The sequence below is a fragment of the Leifsonia sp. 21MFCrub1.1 genome (genome assembly GCF_900107895.1).
Classification (GTDB): Bacteria; Actinomycetota; Actinomycetes; order Actinomycetales; family Microbacteriaceae; genus Leifsonia; species Leifsonia soli.
The window spans coordinates 3433281-3450687 of record NZ_LT629867.1 but is presented as its reverse complement, the minus strand read 5'-3'; the positions used below and the strand labels follow the sequence as shown (position 1 = coordinate 3450687).

12 protein-coding genes are annotated in these 17407 nt (G+C 65.4%); 9 read left to right on the top strand and 3 right to left on the bottom strand.

Going from position 1 to position 17407, the window contains the following annotated elements; genetic code table 11:
* Positions 1-84 precede the first annotated feature (84 nt).
* The 9 genes from BLW09_RS16180 to BLW09_RS18980 all read left to right on the top strand — a co-directional run bounded on the left by BLW09_RS16180 (position 85) and on the right by BLW09_RS18980 (position 8431).
* Positions 85-1797 carry a type IV secretory system conjugative DNA transfer family protein gene (locus tag BLW09_RS16180; RefSeq protein WP_231946909.1) on the top strand — a complete coding sequence of 571 codons (1713 nt, stop codon included), beginning with the start codon at positions 85-87 and terminating at the stop codon, positions 1795-1797.
* Positions 1797-2201 (top strand): hypothetical protein, encoded by a 405-nt coding sequence (locus BLW09_RS16175; protein WP_089915072.1) that lies wholly within the window; start codon positions 1797-1799, stop codon positions 2199-2201. Before BLW09_RS16180 ends, BLW09_RS16175 begins: the two co-directional genes overlap by 1 nt.
* Positions 2198-2668: a hypothetical protein gene (locus BLW09_RS16170; protein WP_089915069.1), complete on the top strand. Its 471-nt coding sequence runs from the start codon at positions 2198-2200 to the stop codon at positions 2666-2668. The genes BLW09_RS16175 and BLW09_RS16170 overlap by 4 nt, the downstream gene beginning before the upstream one ends.
* A 113-nt stretch (positions 2669-2781) precedes the next feature.
* The gene (locus tag BLW09_RS16165) at positions 2782-3225 is read left to right on the top strand and encodes a single-stranded DNA-binding protein (RefSeq protein WP_157696985.1); all 444 of its coding nucleotides are present in this window, start codon (positions 2782-2784) and stop codon (positions 3223-3225) included.
* A 463-nt stretch (positions 3226-3688) separates the two neighbouring features.
* The gene (locus BLW09_RS16160; RefSeq protein ID WP_089915063.1) at positions 3689-4594 is read left to right on the top strand and encodes a helix-turn-helix domain-containing protein; all 906 of its coding nucleotides are present in this window, start codon (positions 3689-3691) and stop codon (positions 4592-4594) included.
* Positions 4595-4819: 225 nt separating this feature from the next.
* The gene (locus tag BLW09_RS18985) at positions 4820-5479 is read left to right on the top strand and encodes a hypothetical protein (protein ID WP_157696984.1); all 660 of its coding nucleotides are present in this window, start codon (positions 4820-4822) and stop codon (positions 5477-5479) included.
* A gap of 4 nt (positions 5480-5483) precedes the next feature.
* The gene (locus BLW09_RS16150; RefSeq protein WP_089915058.1) at positions 5484-6629 is read left to right on the top strand and encodes a helix-turn-helix domain-containing protein; all 1146 of its coding nucleotides are present in this window, start codon (positions 5484-5486) and stop codon (positions 6627-6629) included.
* A 39-nt stretch (positions 6630-6668) separates the two neighbouring features.
* Positions 6669-7904: a Shedu immune nuclease family protein gene (locus BLW09_RS16145; RefSeq protein WP_157696983.1), complete on the top strand. Its 1236-nt coding sequence runs from the start codon at positions 6669-6671 to the stop codon at positions 7902-7904.
* Between the two features lie 200 nt (positions 7905-8104).
* Positions 8105-8431 carry a hypothetical protein gene (locus tag BLW09_RS18980; RefSeq protein ID WP_157696982.1) on the top strand — a complete coding sequence of 109 codons (327 nt, stop codon included), beginning with the start codon at positions 8105-8107 and terminating at the stop codon, positions 8429-8431.
* A 7-nt stretch (positions 8432-8438) separates the two neighbouring features.
* Here BLW09_RS18980 and BLW09_RS16140 read toward each other — a convergent pair whose 3' ends face one another.
* The 3 genes from BLW09_RS16140 to BLW09_RS16130 form a co-directional block, all read right to left on the bottom strand.
* Positions 8439-11162, bottom strand: a complete 2724-nt coding sequence (locus BLW09_RS16140) for an AAA family ATPase (protein WP_231946908.1) — start codon at positions 11160-11162, stop codon at positions 8439-8441.
* A gap of 418 nt (positions 11163-11580) precedes the next feature.
* Positions 11581-13881, bottom strand: coding sequence for an alpha-galactosidase (locus BLW09_RS16135; protein ID WP_089915052.1), 2301 nt, complete (start codon positions 13879-13881; stop codon positions 11581-11583).
* Complete coding sequence (locus BLW09_RS16130) at positions 13872-17399, bottom strand: sugar-binding protein (RefSeq protein ID WP_089915046.1); 3528 nt, start codon at positions 17397-17399, stop codon at positions 13872-13874. Before BLW09_RS16130 ends, BLW09_RS16135 begins: the two co-directional genes overlap by 10 nt.
* Positions 17400-17407: the final 8 nt, after the last annotated feature.

Genomic DNA, 17407 nt, shown 5'->3' with positions numbered 1-17407 from the left:
CACCGCTCCTCTTGGACGCAGGCCGCTCTCTATAGCCTTTTCGGGATCGTCGTCGCGGGCGCACTCGCTACTGGTGTCGCGAGTGTGACCATCACCGCGACTTGTAACGGGGGCGGACAGCCGGCCAGCGTCTTCGCCGGCCTGCAATTGGCAATAAGCGGCGATCCAAGCGGGTTCGCCCTGGTGCCCGGATGCACGGCTCCTGTCACCTTGATCCGGGTTCTCGACCTGCTTACCGTCTTCCTTCTTCTCAGCGCGATTGCAGTCGGGGTGATCTGGTGGCTTCGGTACCGGCAGTCGGACCGGTACTTCATTCACGAGCTCCGCGGACGCGACGGGCTCGCCAAGCCAGGCGAAGTCCGCAAGCACACGTCCGCCGGCACCGCCCGGCACCGCGCCAAGACGCTGCGCCCGTCCCTGGTCGATCCGTCGCCATCTGCGGCGGGGTGGAAGGTCGGCCGCGCCCACGGGCAGGACGTCTACGTCTCGATCGAGGACTCGATCGTCGTCGAGGGCGCTCCCCGTTCCGGCAAGGGCTACCGGTTCATCATCAACGCCATCCTCGACTGGAACGGACCGCTGATCACCACCTCCACCCGCAACGACAACCTCTCCGCCACGATGCGCGAACGCGCCCGCGTCGGCCAAGTCACGGTCTTCGACCCCCAAGAACTCACCGGTATTCGCTCCGGCCTGCGGATCTCGCCAGTAGCCGGATGCGAGGATCCGCTCGTCGCCGACCAGCGGGGACAAGCAATCATCGCCGGCACCGCCCTCGGCGCGTCCAAGACCAACCAGGAATGGGCGCAGGTGTCCTCCAATGTGTTGTCCCGGCTCCTGCATGCCGCCGCGGTCTCTGGCCGCGGCACGGACGCGTTGGCGCGGTGGGGATCCAACCCAAGGATCGCGCGCGAAGCCGTCAGCGTGCTCGCCAACCAAGGGACGTCGGGCTGGTCCGAGGATCTGGACGCGATCATCAACGGCGACGAGAAGCTCCTCGCCAACTCGTGGTTCGGCGTCTTCGGCGCACTCCGCCCTCTCGCCATCCCCGCGATCCGGAAGGCAATGACACCAGGGCCGGGGGAGCAGTTCGACCTCGACGCGTTCCTCGCCGGCTCCAACAGCCTGTATCTCGTCGGCACCGGCGCCGGAGCCGGCTCCGTAGGTGGGTTCCTCGGCGCGGTCCTGGACGACATTGTCGAGACCGCACGCCGTAAAGCCCTCGCCTCACCCGGTTCCCGGCTCGGCCTTCCGCTGGCTGTGATCTTGGACGAGATCGCGAACATGTTCTCCTGGCCGGCGCTGCCGCGGATCATGGCCGATGGCGGCGGAATCGGCATCTCCACCATCGTCGTCCTCCAAGCGCTCTCACAGGCCGAGACCGCGTGGTCGAGGTCCGAGGCCGACACCATCTGGTCCGCCGCCACCGCCAAGCTGCTCCTTGGTGGCGCGTCCGATGTCGATCATCTCCGCGACATCGAATCCCTCCTCGGGACACGGCGGATCCGGAACACCGGGCACTCGTACAACGACAACGGCTCATCGACGAACGTGCAGAAAGAGAGGGTGCCCGTGATGACGCTCGACGAGATCCGCCGCATGCCCGAAACCGTCGGGCTCCTTGCCTACCGGAACCGTCGCGGTATTCTCCTCGACCTGCGTGGTTGGACCGATCGCGACGACGCTCAGCAGGTCAGCGCCGGGAAGAAGCTCACCGAGCTCGACCAGCAGGTGGTGTTCGCCGAACAGTATCAGGCCGCGCTGGATCGCCGAGGGTCAGCGGGGGAGGGAAACTGATGTCCAACCGTCGCCGGCCTGCACGGGATAGCACCTACCGCAGCCGCTACCTGCACTCACCGGCGTGGTTCGCCCGACGCGACCGCTGGTTCCTCGAGGAAGACCACCGCCACGGTGCGGTCCGCTGCGCTCTCTGCCTCGGCGCTGGCAGCGCTCGGTCCCTGGAGCTGCACCACCTCGACTATCGCGGCGTCACCCAAACCCCGCACGGCTGGACCGCCCACGAGCAACACGACGACCTGACAGCGCTCCACCCGCGCTGCCACGAATACGTGCACCAGCTGATCGAACGCGACCGCGCCCTCTCCGGGTTCGTCTCACGCCGCACCGCCTCCATCCAGGCCATCGCCCGGCTGCAGGCCAAGATCGCCCGCTACATCGAAGCCTCCCTGGAGCAGCAGTGAGCGACGACACCCCGCTCGACGACCTCGTCGCGTCGCTTGCCGACGGATGGGAGGACCGGGCCCCCCGGCAGAGTCCGGGGATGCTCGGGATCCGCGTCATCAGCTGGCGCACCCTCGAAGACGAGGAAGCTCCGCAAGTCTGGACCGACCTACGCGAATGGGTGGTCTGGTTCACCCACCGCTACAACATCGCTACCCGGAAGATTCCGCCATGCTGGTTCAAGCACGGCGCCCTCGTCGAAGAACTCTCGGCCCTGCACACCGCATGGCTGGTCTCTTACGACAGCCTCGACGCCGGCTACGGACCCATCGGCTGGCACGAACGCCTCGCCGTCGCAATCCCGCGCCTGGCGACCTGGTACAACGGCGAATGCCACAACGGCCACACCGAACTCCCACAAACCGGCGACGACGCCGTCCGTGCGGAGTGGGCCGACTGGATCCGCCACAGCCACGCCGACTCGTAGTTCTTGCCGGCCCGTGAGTTGCGCGCCGTCTGCGCGCATTTTCGGACCGCGAACCGGAAGTTCTAAGTGAAAGCGACCCGAAAAGCGGCCGCCAAATGGAAAGGAAGAGAACGATGAGCACACGAGTCCCGATCAGCATCGAAGGCAACCTCGTCGCCGACCCCGACTACGGCGAATCCCAGAACGGCACCAAGTTCGCCAAGTTCACCGTCGCCGTCACCGATCGCAAGCAGGTCGACGGCAAGTGGGTCGACGGCGACACCCAATACCACCGCACCACCGTCTTCGGCCGCACCGCCGAGAACGTTCGCGCCAGCCTCGCGAAGGGCGACACCGTCATCGTCAACGGCAACCTCGAGTTCCGCCACTGGACCGACCAGGCAACCGGGGAACCTCGAGCCGCCACCGAAGTCGTCGCCGACAGCGTCGGCCCCTCCCTCCGCTACACCACCGCGGAGGTCACCCGACGCGCCCCAAAAGCTGACGGCCCGGACGCGTCCCCCTCCGGGCCCGTGTCGACCCGAGGGGTGGAGCAGCAGACGGCATCGCTCGCATGACCCCACCCAAAGGGGGCTGGCGAAAGCCAGTCCCCTTTTGGTGTTCCTGCATCGCCGGGTCGCGCCCCGTGTTAGTGACTGACAACCGACAAAGGTGCAGCGCCGAACACGAGGAGTTACAGGGTTGGCAGTGTTTGCCGCGGCGACCCCTTTCTCCGGTTCGGAAGCAGGCCCTGCCGGGCGTTGCACGTTCCTACCCAGTCGCACAGGAACCCATTCCTGCACCTCTGGACGTGTGAAGGGCAAAAATTCTGACTTCAACAGGGCCGCAGAGCGGTGCGCTTAGATTACGGCGCGGTCGCGCAAGTCGCCCTACCGAGCATTGCATGGTGTCACATGGGGGATCACACAATGCAATGGGATAATCATCATGTCAGTGACGCCTGCGAGAGCGCAATTAGCCCCGCCTCTTTGTGATGGCACCCGTTCAGCGCAGATGCGCGGATCCCAGTACGGTGATGCCATGAACGAGACCGAGTTGGCGGACCGCGATCTGGCGGCCGCAGAGGACCGTCAGGCGGCGGCCGCAGCCTGGAAACGCGGGTACAGCCAGTATCGCGCGGTCCTCGTGCAGCACGATCGTTCGGCCGACAAGCGGACCAGCACGCTTGGCAAGCTTGTCAATGCTCGCCAGCATCGTGCTCTGTTGCTTTACATGATGCTACTCAGCGTCTGGCCGTGGCTTCGCGATCGCAAGTACCCGCTTGAGGCGCACGTGTGGATGCAGTTGCTCCACTCCCGAGTGGGCACCGGCGACCATGATTTCCAATCCCTCGTCTGGTCTGAGTCAACTCTTTCCCGCACTTGGAAGTACCTCGCCAAGGAGAATCTTGTGAGCAAGAAGCGGGGGGCCAAGGGGCGGCTGCGAGTGACGCCCCGGCGCGAGGACGGCCTGTCGGATTATGAGTTCCCGGACGGGTCTAAAGACTGGAACGAGATTTACTTCACTCTGCCGGATCGGTTCTGGTTGGACGAGGACTTCGCGCGGCTGTCCCTCCCTGGTCTGGCCGTTCTTCTTGTGATTGCCAAGGAGACGAACCAAAAGCCAAGTGTGCGCATGACGCAAGACCAGATGGCTGAGTGGTACGGGTTCAGCAGAGCCACGGTCACCAAGGGCCTCGCCGACCTTCGCAAACTCGGCTTGCTCGTCGAGGACGTGAGATGGATTCCGGCTCGCCTGTCAAAGATCCGCACCACGAAGGAGGTCTGGTTTTCCCTCGCTGGCGACTACTCGATGGAGGCACGGAAGCTGGCCCGCAATAACGCTGAGCGGCGACGGCGGCGAGCCGAGAAGAAGGCCGTCGTCGGGTTCGGGCAGCCCGAGTTCGCGGAAGAGGACGGTGAGGACTATGACGGTGATGCGGCGTGACGATTCAGAGCGGTGGAAGACGGTTCGCGCTGCGATTGCAGGCGGCTGGGGAGCAACACTGCGCTACGTCGTTATCGCAAGCGTTCCCACCACCTTGGGCATTCTCGGGCTCTGGTTTGCTCGACACCTGTGATCGACAACTCGACGCGTCCGGAAAAGTACTAGCGCGTTGCGCGAAACTTGACCACCAATGCGGTAGCGTTAGGCGCAACTGAACGGAGAGTCATGGTTAATGCGGTGTCGGTTCTTCCCCACGGCCACAGCGACGAGGCGCGCCTCAACGCCTTTGGCCTCTCCACCGAGCTTATCCATGGGGCGTATCGGCCGGGCCTGTCGAGAGCCTTGAACCGGACCTCGCTCGCCCTTCCTTCGTCGCCCGGCACGGATATCTACCACGACACCATGGAGAATCTGTCGCTGCTCTTGTCAGATCGCGGCTGGAAACTCGCATGGATTGATCGTCAGCCCCGGCTCGTTCATCCGGAGAGCCTGATTGCGATCACGGTGGCCTCTGGCACCGATGTTGCGAGCTCCGATCGTCGCAGAGCTCCTCGAGCTAGGAAGGGAGTGGCGACTCGCGCCGCACTTGCGCCCCCGGTGGCAGCGATGCCCCTGTCCATTTTCGAGGACCAGATCGAGAGTGAGCGCGCATTGGCGCAAGCGGCCGCCCAGACCGCACCGCTTTGGCTCCTGGTCCACGAGCGGACGGACCATGGACTTCGGATTGAACTTTCGCGTCCGGCGCTCATGACGGAGTCGGGCGTGGTATACGACTGGGAAGACCGCATCCTGATCGATTTCCTTGATCTAAACGGCGATCTGTCGATTTTCGACGAGCCAGACGATGCCGGCGGCTTCGACGTCTTCGTCGAGCCCCTGGCCTGATCCAATGTTCGCACCCTCTCGCCTGAAGCTCGCCCGCCAGCGTCTCGGCCTCACGCTGACCGGGCTGGCGAACGCGAGCGGCGTCTCTCCGCGTTCGTTGACGAATTTTGAAACAGGGGATCGCGTTCCGAGTGCGGAGTCGCTTGAAAAACTTGCAACCGCGTTGTCGGTACCAACGGCCTTCTTCGACCGGGAGGCGCTCGAGGCGATTGCGCCGGAGGCGGCCAGCTTTCGAAAGCTGAGCAAGACAAGCGCGACCCGACGCGACGCTGTATTGGCCGGGGCAAGCCTCACGGTCGAGTTCTACGACTACATCAGTTCGAACTTTCACTTGCCTGAACCGAACATCCCGACGCTAGACAAGCTAGCGCCCGAAGCCGCAGCAGAGCTTGTGCGTCAACGGTGGGCACTCGGAGATCGGCCAGTAGCTAATCTCGTCCATCTGATGGAGTCGAAGGGGGTGCGTCTCGGCGCACTCAAGCATCAATACCACGACATCGACGCCTTCTGCTTTGTTCGCGACAACACGCCGTATGTACTCCTGAATACCTCGAAATCAGGCGAGAGGCAACGATTCGACGCGGCGCACGAACTTGGCCACCTCGTATTGCACGATGAACTCGAGATGGATCCGAGTACGTCAAAGGAACGCGAGTCCGAAGCGAACCAGTTCGCTTCAGCGTTCTTGATGCCGCGTAGCGCGGTTCTAGCACAGTCCATGCGAGCTGCGAGCCTTGACCGTGTCCTGGCTGCGCGCAGATATTGGCGCGTCTCGGCTATGGCTCTCACCCATCGGCTGCACGAACTTCGGTTGCTGAACAACTGGCAATATCGCACGATGTGTCTCAATCTTTCAGAGCTCGGCTATCGCTCTACCGAGCCCGGTGGGATAGTCCCTGAAACATCACAGCTGCTGAGGAAGGTCATGTACGGCACGGCCGGACGCGTAACCGTTCGCGACGCGGCGAACGCATTGAGCCTTGACCAACGGGACGTCCGGGGCTTCGTCCGCGATCTCGTGCCCGTCAGTGCGGCAGATGATCTGTCGGATCGCGGCCCGGCTGCGTCCGCCATCGACAGCCCCCTCGGATCCGAACGCTCAGGACTGAAGCTCGTCGAAGGCTCACAGCGCAGGAGGCGCAGTGGGTGAACAGCCATGGGTCGACGTATTCTGCGACAGGGTCGCTCAGTGAGCGACCTCGACTGGCAGGCTCTTTTTGCGTCGGTCCCTCACCCGGAGACTGACGCAGACTACGCCACACTCCGCACGTTGGGCCGAACGATTATCGGTAGGTCCTTTCCCTTGACCTATGGCCACCCGGACGACATTGGCCATCCCGCGCGCACCATTTGGCAAATCATCGCTGAAAGTGCTGACGCGCCAGGCAGCTTCGACGATGAGGGGGACGAAGTGGAACTTCATCAAAGCCCTGGCGGACGAGTCCAGGTGAAGGCGCGGGTGGTACGTGAAAAGGGCAACGTAGCTGAGATCCGATTCGAGAAGGTCACGGGTCGAGTGAATCACGACGCCCAACTCACCCGCCTCTTGAACCTCGATCGTGATGCAGCTAACCGGCTGATAGACATGTGTGTCGCCCTGAGAGGGGTGGACCCCGCCGGCGGGGAGACCGTGAGAATCGATGAGCATGCGTTGGCTGCATTTCTCGAGAATCCGGAAGCGTTGACCTCGGCGTACGTTGAAAGCCCAGACAAATTCAAGGCTCTTATCGAGGCGGATGCTTCCGCGTCAGATGTCATCGCTATAGCCGCCCGCCGGAAGACGCTTCAGCGTTTTGAGGAGCTCTTGTCCGACCCTGCTGCTTTCGAGGCGGAGCGAGAAGGAGGTACAAGGGAGTCAGTCTGGCAGCGGTTTTTCGAACAGAACCCTTGGCTCCTCGGCGTCGGACTGTCAGGGCACCTACTCACCGCGTGGGACAAAGGTCGGCTTGAGCGTGTGGTGGCAGGTCATTCCGTAGCGGATGTCGGAAAGCGGGTAGACGCCCTGCTGACGACAACTGGAATCGTCCGTTCGCTCGCTTTCGCAGAAATCAAGCTTCACGACGATGATCTCTTAGAAAACGCCAGCTACAGACCCGGAACATGGGCGCCCTCTCGAGCCCTTTCAGGGGGAATCGCGCAATCTCTAGTGACCATTGAACGAGCGCGCAACGATCTTGGCGAGTGGCTAGGGGTGCGTGACGACGACGGGTTTCGAACCGGTGAGGATGTCTTTTCTGCGGCTCCGCGGTCCTTCCTTATCATCGGACGGCTCGAAAGCCTCACGCGAGACGGACAGGTGCACACGGACAAGGTTCGATCCTTCGAACTCCTTCGCGCGAATCTCAACGCACCTGAAATCCTCACTTACGACGAAGTTCTCGCGCGAGCTCGGTGGACGGTGGACGTTTCAATGGAAGCTGGCTAGCGTGAGCCACCGCGTGATTCCTTTCGATCAGGCGTGGTGAGGTGGTGCTGTGTCGGTCTGCCGCGGGCGCTGCGGATCGATTGTTTCTCGTTCCGAAAGACAGCGGTCTCGGGCAAACTGGGTTTGTGAGTGTGCAAACTCCGGCTCCCCGGCCCTTGGGAGTCTCGGACGTTGAAGCGGTCGAGCTGTGTCGTCAGTGGATGGTCTATCTGGGCGCGGCCGATTCTGTCGCGGCCTCAGGGGACTTCCGCCAGATCTGTGATGTGTATAGCCGCCATTACCTGGCGTGGGTCGACAATCGGCAGCAAAACCTAGACGCAGGGTTGGTGCGGCGTGCAGCGCGGCTCTGTGCGGGCGACGGACGTCGAGGCCTGATTTTTGTGTCTGGCGGAGTGTTTCCTGAGGCGCAGGACGGTGCGGAAGCGTTGGGTGTTGCTCTTCTTCGGTTCGATCCCTACGGCGGCGATCTCGACGGCGCAAACCCGCTAGGGCGATATCTGCGCACGCACAGTCTCGCCCTCGAGTAGCGCGGCGTCATACCAAAGCGGGGCCAGATGCGTGCTTGGAGACGGATGGCTGGGCCGGGTCAGTGTCACCACGGGCTGCGCGGTTGAGTTCTGCCCTCGCAGCAGCGCGAGACTTTTCGATCGTCTCCTCGACTGACTGCCGCTGCATTGTCTCCATGAGCTGATCTTTTGCGTGAGCTGTTGTCGTAGCAAGCACGATCGCTCGGTTGTCCTTCTTCCCGCGCGTCATTCCGACGTAGAGGCCGGCAGCGTCGACGCCTGGACCAACTAGTGACACGTCCGTTGTCTCGCCTTGTACCCCGTAGACCGTTGTGGCGTAGGCCAAATGAAGATGGGATTCGGCGTACGCATGCGTAATCTTCCGTAGATCGGTCGAGTCGTTCGCAGAGGCGAGCAGCACGTGATCACCGGCGACCTTTCTGACCACCCAGTTCTGACGGTTTTGGACGTCAATCGTGGCGTCGTTTCGGCGAGTCTGCACGACGTCGCCAACAAAGATCGGCTGCCCGCCCTGGCCCGTCACGCACTCGAGGGTTTCGACCATTCCGATCGCGACTCGTCGAGCTTGGATGTCCTCGCTGACGGCTTGTGCCTCCGCGTGTGTGGCTGTGACTAGCGCGATGGATTGACGCTCGCGAGTTGCTTGGAACCATGCGTGAACCATGGCCTCGCGGGCCTCCAGGTCACTGTTCGCAAGGACGACGTGGCCGGTGGTGATCAATTCCTCGGCGACCCTCGCCGCGTCCTCCGCACCTCGAGGCTTACGTAGTTTCAGGGTCAGATCCCCCCAATTCGGATCTTCGAATCGATGGATCGTTAGGAGCTCGATCTGACGAGCAGCGCGACGCCAGAAGAGTGCCATCGCGCCAGAATGTCCGACTGGCAGAGCTTGGTGTTGATCTCCGACGACCGCGACCGATGCACCGGTTCGGTGAAGAACATCAAGCAATGCACTCGCGGCCTCCAGGTCGAGCATTCCGGCTTCGTCCACAACGATGCGATCGCCCGGGCGAATACGGACCCGCGGGCCGGCGTACTCGACTCCGGTGATCGGGTCGACGTCCCCGACTCTTAGGCAGGACCACTCGACTGCACCTGCAGGGCTGCCCTTCCATCGCCATCCGTAATCGTGCAGGAGTTGATGAAGCGACGACGACGCGCTCTCGGTTGCCCGACCAGCGACGGCGGAGGCCTTCTTCGTCGGCGCCACGATGAGCATGTTGCGGCCGCGGCGACGCAAAGCGGCGCCGGCGACCTTGAGCATGGTCGTCTTTCCCGTGCCGGCAGCTCCGGCGATGGCGACGACTCTGTCCGTTCCCGCGATGGACGACGCACCTTTGATCTGGTCCTCATCCAGGATGTGGTTCGGTTCGATCGCCCTCGCGATGGCGGTGGTCTCGCCTGACGTCAACACGTCGCCCGTGGCGGCGAGCGCTTCAGTCCGCTGGGCGACGGTGGCCTTGAGCATCGCGGTCGAGGTCGCCATGAGCCGCTTGATGTGTGCAGGAATCTCTGGCTCAGAGAGGAGTGTCACCGTGTGAGTCCGGATCGCGAGAGAGCACACCTCGTCGATCAGGGAGACGAGCTGCGTCCTATCTCCGATCACACCAGAGGCGGAGATTGATCGGATCGCCCCCGCACGGACATCCATGTCGCTGAATCGCCCGCCGTTGCCAGTCGACCGAGCATCGGCATCTACGATCGCCGTCGCCGCGAGGAGCTCGATGTCGAGGTCCTGAGGAGCGAGCGCTCGAGGTGTCACCGCTGGCCGGGAGTGGGCGAGCTCCGGGTCTGCATGAAAGAGCTCAGCCATGACAGCGGATGCCCAGTCGTCCTCGTCCAGCAGCCCCGGCTTGTTCGGCCTACCCGCCGCCCACGCCCACTGGTCAATTTGAACTAACACGGTAGAGGACGGCTCTTCACCCGGGTGCTTCTCCCTCCAGGTGCGGAGACGGGTCGCCTTGTTGGCTTCAATCTGCGCGGACCTCTTGGACAGTGGTCGCACAAGGTGCTGCAGCTGCGCGATCTCTCCATCCGTGTCCAGCGTGAAGCCCTTGGCTGCCAATACGGCAATCCACGCCGGGTCAGTCCGCGAGGCCAGATCGCCCTCAGCGTTCACGACATTCTGAAATCGCAGCGCAACTCGAGTGTCGACGTTCGACCACTTCCCGTCGCGGCCTTGAACCTTGACGTTCAGCCACAGGTGGCGGTGCTTGTGTGGGTCCAACGAACGGGACCGCTCGTGCCGAAGCTCAACGACCTCGATGCGGGCCAGGCCCTCACGTACCGAACCTTGCCTCCCCCGGCGAGCGTTGAGCTCGCTCTGCCACAATTTGATGATCCGATCCCGCAACCGGTCCTGTAAATCCTCGTACGCGGCCGCCAGCTCGGGGTCCAGCATGGCCGCGATCGAGATCGACTTCGGCGCGTTGATCGTCGCATCAAGAATCAGGTCCGCGACGGGTGACTCGAGGTCGCGACCTCGCCGCTCCCCAGTGAGGGGGTCGAGACCATCGACCCATCCTTTTAGCTCGGATCGTGTCAGCAGGTCGTCCCGGATGGCGCCGTTCTCCACGATGTAACGGGCCATGACCGCATCCGCGTAGCCCGCTGCGGCCAGCGCGCCGTCGGCGGTCTTCGCCGTGAGGGTGGCATCGCAAACCCCGCCGAAGGCGTAGTTCACCGCCTGCTTGACTCCCTGGGCCGCATGCCCGCGCTTCCAGCGCGCCACTCCACCTCTCACACTTAGAACTTCCGGTAGCGCGCTCCATCCGGCGCGCATTTGGCGCGCACATCTCGAAGAGTGCCTACGTGCATTCGCTCTTTAGGTTGCTTCTTCTCCTATCCGTCCTTTATCGTGTTGCCCCGTTTGTTCGGACACATTCCCTCTTTTCTAGATTGGGTTCTTCCTTTCCGGTCGCCCTTTCTCGCATCCCCTCAGCGCGCTCATCCGCGGATTATGACCCGGCGGTTTCATACGCTTGGCGGGGATGCGCGACATCGAGATGTCGAGGAGGGTGACCCCGTCGACATCGTCGACGTCCTCTTTGATGCGCTGGTGATGAGCTGCCTGTAGCTCAGTCACCGATTGGCCGGCTGACGCGAGCGGCGCTTTCGCCGAACGGCCCCGCCGGTGACCCCGCCCCGCGTCACGCTAGCGTGGCTTCCAACAGCCACGCCGTGTCCGGACCTGCTGGCGGGGCAGCGACACCGGTGAGCGCGAGGGCCTGGCCGGTGAGGACGATTCCCGGGCGCGCATCGGTCGACAGCCGCGGGGAGAGGGGTGTGCTGCCGTCGGCACCCGTCGGAAGTGCCCCATCTGCTCCAGCGAACCATGGCGGGAGGGGGCCACCGGCCGCGGGGTCGGAGTGGGGGAGGGGGCGGATGACGTAGCGACGGGCGGGGTCGAGCCCGCGCAACGTGATCCTGCCCGGCGACGAGACATCGCTCACGTCGACGGCTACCACCCAATATAGGGCGCGCTCCCGGCTGGGGGAGACGACACCGCTGACGTGGAGAGCAGGATCGATCTGGTCCATCCGGACCATGTCCCCACTGTGCAGGAACGAGCGGTTCGCGCGGTAGAACGTGACCCACGAGGCAAGAGCGCGGAGTTCCTCATCATCGGCCTCGAGCAGATTCCACTCGATGCCGAGGTGGCCGGCGACCGCCGTGGCTGCGCGGAACGCTAGGTCGTGCCGACGGCCGGTGGTGTGCGAACGGCTAGAGGCAATGTGGGCGCCGAGGAGCTCCGGGGGCAGCAGCTGCAGGGTCCAGCGGTGTATCTGCTGGCGTTCGTGGGGATCGATGCAATCGGACACCCACACCCGGTCGGTCCGGTCGATCACGCCCAGGTCCACGCGGCCGCCGCCGGACGAGCACGACTCGATCTCCAGTCCGGGAAACCGCCGCCGCAGCTCATCCATCAACCGGTATGCGGCATGGGTCTGCGCGTGAACCCCTGGGCGTGCGCGGGGTCCGGCTCCGGCATCCACCAGATCCCGGTTGTGGTCCCACTTCAAGTAGGCGATGTCGTTGCGGGTGAGGATGTCGACCAGCCTGTCTCGGACGTACGCGTAGGCCTCGGGGTCGCCGAGGTTCAGCACCTGCTGGTGCCGGGACTCGACGGGGAGCCGGCCGCCTGTTCGCATGATCCACTCGGGATGCGCCCTCGCCAGGTCGGAGTCCGTACTGATCATCTCGGGCTCGACCCAGAGGCCGAACTCCATCCCGAGTGCGCGGACGCGATCGATCAGGGGAGTGAGGCCGTCCGGCCACACGGTCTCGTCCACGTACCAGTCGCCGAGGCCGGCGGTGTCGTCGCGACGGTGGCGGAACCAGCCGTCGTCGAGGACGTACCGCTCGACCCCGATTGCGGCCGCGCGCTCGGCGAGTGCGGTGAGCTGACTCAGGTCGTGGTGGAAGTACACGGCTTCCCACACGTTCAGGGTGACCGGTCGGGGTCGGGAGGGATGCTGGGGTCGTGCGCGCAGGTGGCGGTGGAGGCGGCGTGCCTGCTCGTCCAGGCCGTCGCCGTACACGGCGTACAGCCAGGGCGTGCGGTACTGGTCCCCGGTGTTCAGGACGATCTCGCCGGGGAGCAGGAGTTCCCCGCCCCCGAGGACCTGCTCGCCAGTGGAGAGTCGCTCGGCATAGTGGCGGTGATTGCCGCTGAAGCCGACGTGCACCCCCCAGACTTCGCCGCGTGCGAAGCCGAACCCGGGTTCACCCGCCGAGAGGAGTGTGGCCGCGTCGGCGCCGGTTCGGCCGCGACGGCCCTCGCGCAGATGCGTCCCAACCTCGAGCGTGCCCCGTTGGGGCACGCGTTCCTTGCCCCAATGGCCGGCGAAGTCGAAGAGCTCCCGCGCGCGCGGAGGGATCGGCAGTGCGAGCGAGAGTTCGTCCATCCGGTACGGCTCGCCCGTATTCGTGAGTGTCGCGGCGAGGCGGAGGACTCCGGACGGGGACAGTTCGATGTCGATCGCCAGCCCTAGCGAGGCCAGGCGATCCCTGGCGGTCACCGCGACGGAGCCGCCGTCGACGAGCGTGAGCAAACCATCCGCTGCCTCGACCGGGAGGCCTCCGCTCGTACGCGCCTCCAGTACGCTGTCGCGGAACCACGGCGACCAGTCGCCGCCGTCGCGGCTGCCGTTCAGGCCGGGGCGACCGGCCCATCCCGCCCGGTGCTCGGGAAGGACGGCGACACGGACCGGCTCGTCGACCGTGTTGCCCGCGTGCGCCGCGACGCCGGCGATCACGACGGCCCGTGCGGCCGCCGCATCCAACGGGCCGAGGTCGGCTCCCCAGTGGGCGATCGCCGGGAGCAGGCCGCCCCGAACATCTAGCAGGACGCTCACACCGGCCGCGGTCAGGTGGACGAACTCGACGACGGTCAGGTCCGGCTGATCGTTGCTCGACCGGCTCTCATCGTCTCCTCCCGCTAGCCGCATGTCGTCGATCGCAGACGCACGTCGCGGCCGAAGTAGCTTGGACGGTTGTCGGGATGGATGGCCTGCGCATTCACCCGTGCCTTTCCGGCGGCGATGGCGCCGCCCTGGCCCGTGAACTCCGCCGTGACGCTCCGGTGCGGAAGGACCGACGGGAACGACTTCTCGCCCATCGCCGTTGCGACGCTGACGCTCGCCGTCAGCGGGCTCCGGTTGGTCGCCGTCACGGTCGCGACGGCGGCCGTCGCACGACACTCCTCGCGGACGGCCACCGTCACCGCCAAAGGAGCAGCGGAGACAGGCATCAACCGGAGGGCGTGGAACTTGGTGGGATCCTTGCTCTCGGCCACGCCTTTACCCCAGCTGCTCCACCCTCTCCGCACCGTGCCGTCGTTGTCGTTGAAAGCGACCGTGGCGGCGAGCACTCGGTCGGCCGGATCGAAGACGGAGGTGGCGCCGAGTGAGGTGTAGGGGATCGCCAGCTCGTAGGTCGTGGTGTGCTGCGAATCGTCCCGGGCGACGGCGGAGGTGATGCCGTCGGTAGTCGCGCCGACGGGCAGCCACCGCGCTACATCCGTCGGCCCGGCACTCGTGAGCGCCGTCCCGATCTCGCTGACCGGCGTGCGACTCTCGCCGGGCCAGCCCGGGCTGACACCGATCTGCATACTGTCGCCCTGCCAGATGTCGGCGGCGCGCGCCGGCTGGTACTGCGTGTCGTCGGTCATGCGGGCGGTGATGTACAGCGTGCTGTCGTCATGAGTGAGCCAGAGGTCGCCGCTGAGATCTGCCGGCCCTGTCCATCCCGTGATGGTCTGTTCGTCAGCGCCCAAATGCTGGGCGGGGAGGTGCGTGACGGCCGGATCGACAGAGCCGTCGACCTGCACGGCCTGGAACGGCACGTCGACAGGTTGAGCGGCGGCGAGGGTCCCCGAGGTGGTGGCGGTCGCCGATCCTGCTGTCGCTGTCGCCGACCACGACCCGAACTGGCTGAAGGGGACATCCGTCGAGACGGACGACCCTGCGGCGACGGAGACGCCGGCCAGGGTGGTGCCCGTCGTCCCGGCGACCGTGTACGCGACCTGACCGAGCTGAACGGTTACGTCGCTCCGGTTCGTGACGTGGAGACGCAACACGTCCGCTCCCGTCGCGCTCAGGGCATGGCTGCCGGTGACCTGCAGCTCGGCATCCACCTGGGCGGACACGCTGAGCCGGGCGATCGCGGCGCTCCCTTCGGTCACGACGGCGGTCCAGGTGTGAGCACCCTCGTCGGCGGCGGGGAGAGCGGCTGGCACGTCTTTCGTCTCGCCGGCCGCGACCGTCGCCGTGGTCGTCTTGCCTCCGGAGGTGAGAGTGAAGGTCCCCGTGGTCGACCCGGTGTTGGCGATGTGCCACGTCGCGGTCGGCGCGACGCCGGCGACGGCGTTCGAGATCGTCAGCCCGAAGGGGGACGACGTCGTCACGGAGCCGACCGGTCCCGTCAGGTAGACCGGCTGAGTGCCGACACCGACGTGGATGGCGCCGGACGCGTCGGGGGTCAACGTCTGACGCGACCCGTACAGATCCGTGACGGTGACGGGACCGGTCGCCGCGACACTCCACGTCTGCGGGCTCAACGCCCACAGGGCCTCCATGCGGGTGCCCGACGGCTCGCCGGCACGAGCACCGAAACGTACGCCGTAGTTGCCGCTGCCCAACGAGAGCACCGAGTCGACAGCGCGGTCGGCCGTCTGCCGGGTCAGGATGCCTTCTGCGACGAAGGCGGGCTTCGGCGTGTACGCGCCGCGCGGGTCCGCGTCATTCCGGATGATCCCGAAGTTGTGCTCCGGGTCCGTGGCTGTGGTGCCATCGTCCTTGAAGTCGTAGACGGTGTACCGCCCGATGCCCTCACCGAGGGCGAGCAGCTGTGCGCGAGCAAGATCTTGCGCCTGGACGGCAGGCGTCACTCCCGGGGCCGTCGGGGTCGTGTACCAGCCCTGTTCGGTGAACCAGATCGGCATGTCCGCGTGGCCAGCGGCGTCGAGTTTCTGGCGCAGGATGTTCACGTGGTCCATGAAGACCTCGGGGGCGGCCGTGAAGTTGTAGGGGTGGGTGGAGAACGCGTCGATGTTCGAGAGTCCGCCCGCGGCGATGAACTGGTCCAACCAGGTCTGCCAGTCGTTCATCGGCGCCAGCGCCGGACCGACGATGGTGACCGAGGGGTCGACCGCCCGCATCTTCGTGGCGGTCGCCGCGAGCAGGGCGGCGTAGTTCTGCGCGGTCGCACCGGCCGGGCCGCTCGCATCGCGGATGTTCCACTCGTTCCAGGCCTCGTACGCCGTGTGAGCAGTGCCGAAGTGCGAGAGGGAGGCGGCAGCGTAGTTGGCGAACGCGGTGCGTTGGGCGTCGGTGGACGGCGCCTCGTCCGGATAGTAGAGGGTGTTGCCGTAGTCGAGGATGTTGAGGTGGTCCACGTCGGACGCCCGCAGCGCGGCCGTGTACGAATCGATCTTCCCGGAGAAGTCGTAGACGCCCTTGGACTTCTCGACGGAGGACCAGTAGGCCTCGTCCCGGGCGAAGCCGAGTCCAGCCTTCCCGAGAAGCGGGATGGAGTCCTGCACCCACGGTCCGGAATAGTGGGTGGCCGCGCCGATGCGCCGTTCACGGAGCGTGCTCGCCGGCAGCACCGAGATGTCCGTCCCCCCGCGCACCACCGACCCGTCGCCCTGTTTCGCAGAAACGTTGACGGTGTACCAGCCGGCCGGGAGCGCGCCGAGCGAGACGGTCTTGACGGAGTTCGCCGGGGTGCCGTTGCCGGTGGCGACGACACTGCCGCTGGTGTCCCGCGCCGTCCAGGCGACCAGGGTTCCCGCGGTCTGCACATCGAAGGACACGGTCGCGCCTTCGGTGAAGGCGTTGCCGAGCGTGGTCGTCTGAATGGCCAGCGGAGGCGCCGCGCCCTGAGCCACCACCTGGTCGACATCCAGGGTGACGCTGGGGCCGGGGGAGAGGCGGAAGGAGTCGATCAGCAGCGACAGCTGAGTCAGCGGACCGTGCCAGACGCCGTCGTTCGCTCCACCCCAGTGCGAATACTGGGTGCCCCCGGCGAATTGGCTGATCGAGAGGGTCTGCCATTGACCGCCGGCTGTCAGGGGGACGGTCTGCTGATGCGCCTGTCCGGTGCTGTCGGTGAGACGCACGACGAGCGCGGTCAGCGCGGTGCTGCGCACTTGGAGCGTCAAGCTCCTCGCGTCGATCGACGGGACGCTGCGAAACAGCTCGGCCGTGCCTGCGGGGACGGCCGCGGTCACCCGAGCCGACGCCGTCCCCGTGCCCGGAGAGTCCGAGGTGGTGCTCAGCGAGGCTGTCGCGCCGCCGCCTGCCGTGGTGGACCACGGGCTCGTCCCGGTCTCGAAGTCTCCGAGGGTCGTCGCCGTGGCACCCGCCGCAGCGGCGGGGGCGGTAGCGACGACGGTCGCTCCGGCGATGGCGAGGGCGATGGCGAGAGCCGCCCGTGCTTTCCATCCGTGGCCTGGGTGTCTCATCGCCCTCT